The 2,049-nt window shown below is 60.3% G+C and carries 2 protein-coding genes and 1 pseudogene; all 3 read left to right on the top strand.

Going from position 1 to position 2,049, the window contains the following annotated elements:
* Nucleotides 1-694 (top strand): LysR substrate-binding domain-containing protein (locus tag AC1D1X_RS21640; protein WP_477699149.1); only part of this gene is annotated, 694 nt, incomplete at its 5' end.
* A 357-nt stretch (nt 695-1,051) separates the two neighbouring features.
* Entirely contained in the window at nt 1,052-1,702 is a 651-nt protein-coding gene (locus tag AC1D1X_RS21635) for a peroxiredoxin (protein WP_477699148.1), read from the top strand.
* A 19-nt stretch (nt 1,703-1,721) separates the two neighbouring features.
* A pseudogene (locus AC1D1X_RS21630) lies at nt 1,722-1,919 on the top strand (RBBP9/YdeN family alpha/beta hydrolase); the annotation flags it as partial.
* Nucleotides 1,920-2,049 lie beyond the last annotated feature (130 nt).

Below are 2,049 nucleotides of genomic sequence, written 5' to 3'. Positions count from 1 at the left end.
ATCGGCGCACGACTCGGAGCGGGTGGTGCATGAGATCCAGGCGCTGCAAGGCATGCAGCGCGGGCGGGTGCGCCTGGCCTGCACCGAAGGTTTTGCGATGGAGTTCCTGCCCAAGGCCATAAGCGACTTCATGAAGACGCATCCCGGCATCCAGTTTCACCTGGGTGCGCACCCCCCGGCGGAATGCTCGCGCCGCGTCCTGCATGGCGATGCCGACATCGCCCTCACCATGAGCCGGACTCCCGAAAGCGGCATTCAGGTAGAGCACGTGCAGCCGTCACCGGTGATGGCGGCCATGCGTTACGACCATCCGCTGACCCAGTTCAAGCAGATCAGCCTGAAGCAGCTGCTGGYCTATCCGATCGTGCTGCCGGAAACAAACACCACCGTGCGGCAGCTGTTTGACATCGCCTGCAGCCTGCAGGGCCTGACCGTGTCGCCGGTGCTGACCAGCAACTACGTCAACAGCCTGAACGACTTTTTGCGCCATTACCCGGAAAGCGTCACCATTGCGGGCGAAATATCGGTCCGCTACAAGGTCCAGCGCGGCGAGTTTGCCTGCATACGCCTGCGTGACCGCGGCCTGGATTTGCGCAATGTGGAAGTGCAGACGGCCGCGGGCCGCACGCTGTCGCGGGCGGCGCAGGTCTTTCTGGCGCATTTGAAAACAGAGCTGTCGGGCTCACCGGCCTGAGCTGCCAATTGCCGGGAAGTTTGTGCCGGTTTGCTATCAATACGATAGCTGCTTGCGCCCGATGTTATTGGGCTGGAGCCAATTCTTGTGCCTGAAAACACCTCAAAAGTACCTTGAATGAGGGTGTTGTGGCGGTGTTTGGACGCTACCAAGGTGCWTGCGGCGCGACTATTGGATGAAAAAATGGCCGGTAACCCAATAGCGCTGTGCGCAAGAAGCTATCAAAACAATAGCACCGAAAAATACCAATCCCTTGAATTGTTATTCGATTATTGAGATAAATTAAGAGCGATATATTCTTTTGAGTTTTAACGCTTGCTCCCCACAATGCTTTGATCAGCAATCAAGGAGCAAAGCATGACCACTCTCAGACTCGGCGACACCGCCCCCGACTTCACCCAGGACTCCACCGCCGGCAAGATTTCCTTTCACCAGTGGGCTGGCGATTCATGGGTGGTGCTGTTTTCGCACCCCGCAGACTTCACGCCCGTCYGCACCACCGAACTGGGCAAGACCGCAGCCCTGAGCGGTGAATTTGCCAAGCGCAACGTCAAGCCCATCGCCATCAGCGTGGATGCGCTGGAGTCGCACGGCAAGTGGGTCAACGACATCAACGAGACGCAAAACACCACGGTGAATTTCCCCATCCTGGCCGATGCTGACCGCAAGGTGGCCAACCTGTACGACATGATTCACCCGAACGCCCTGAGCACCGGCCCCACGGCCACCGTGCGCAGCGTATTCATCATTGACCCGAAAAAGGCCATCCGCACCACGTTTACCTACCCCGCCAGCACGGGCCGCAACTTCGACGAGATCCTGCGCGTGATTGACTCGCTGCAGCTAACTGACGGCTACAAGGTGGCCACGCCGGTGAACTGGAAAGACGGCGACGACGTGATCATCGTGCCCAGCCTGCAGGATCCGGCCGAACTTGCCCAGCGTTTCCCCAAAGGTTTCAAGGCGATCAAGCCGTACCTGCGCGTCACACCGCAACCCAATAAGTAATCAGACGGGTTCACGCGAAGTGCGCTTCATCATCGTCCCTGGCTGGCGCGACTCGGGCCCCGGCCACTGGCAAAGCCTGTGGGCCGAACGCCTTAGCAATGCGGTGCGCGTGCGCCAGGACGACTGGATCACGCCTTCGCGCAAGGCCTGGGTGGCCTCGCTGGCCAACACCATCGTGCTGCAGGACGAGCCGGTCGTCATCGTGGCGCACAGCCTGAATGGGCCGCGCTTCAAAACCTTCTAGGCCGACGGTGCGCAAGGCCGTGCCGACAGCCGCCCACTGCGCTTCACTGACTCCGCCCCACGCGCCCTGTGAAGGCCAGCAGCCGAGCAGCACGGCATCGCAC

It is taken from the genome of Polaromonas sp. P1_G4 (genome assembly GCF_056405475.1).
This window is presented reverse-complemented; position numbering and strand designations above follow the sequence as displayed.